The sequence below is a fragment of the Pseudoalteromonas sp. RB2-MNA-CIBAN-0110 genome (genome assembly GCF_040309305.1).
Taxonomy (GTDB): Bacteria; Pseudomonadota; Gammaproteobacteria; order Enterobacterales; family Alteromonadaceae; genus Pseudoalteromonas; species Pseudoalteromonas arctica.
The window spans coordinates 1-244 of sequence record NZ_JBEOOQ010000292.1 but is presented as its reverse complement, the minus strand read 5'-3'; the positions used below and the strand labels follow the sequence as shown (position 1 = coordinate 244).

General features: G+C 45.1%; 1 protein-coding gene. It reads right to left on the bottom strand.

All coding sequences use genetic code 11. The features are described from left to right. Nucleotides 1-221 (bottom strand): DEAD/DEAH box helicase family protein (locus tag AAEY68_RS21540; protein ID WP_502935725.1); only part of this gene is annotated, 221 nt, incomplete at its 3' end. Nucleotides 222-244 lie beyond the last annotated feature (23 nt).

Genomic DNA, 244 nt, shown 5'->3' with positions numbered 1-244 from the left:
CCACCAAACGCTGCATCATTTTTGCGTACATGCTTAAGCACTTGGCTGACCAAATTAATCTGCTTGGCGTGCAGCATCGATATCTCATCGATAATCAATACCGCAGTATCTTTTAATCTATCTGCCAAAAACTGCTTGCGCGATAGATTGCTTAAATCACGATCAGTCAGCTCATCCTTGATACCAATGCCCGACCAACTATGAATGGTCGTACCGTTCATGTGCGTGGCAGCAATCCCAGTAC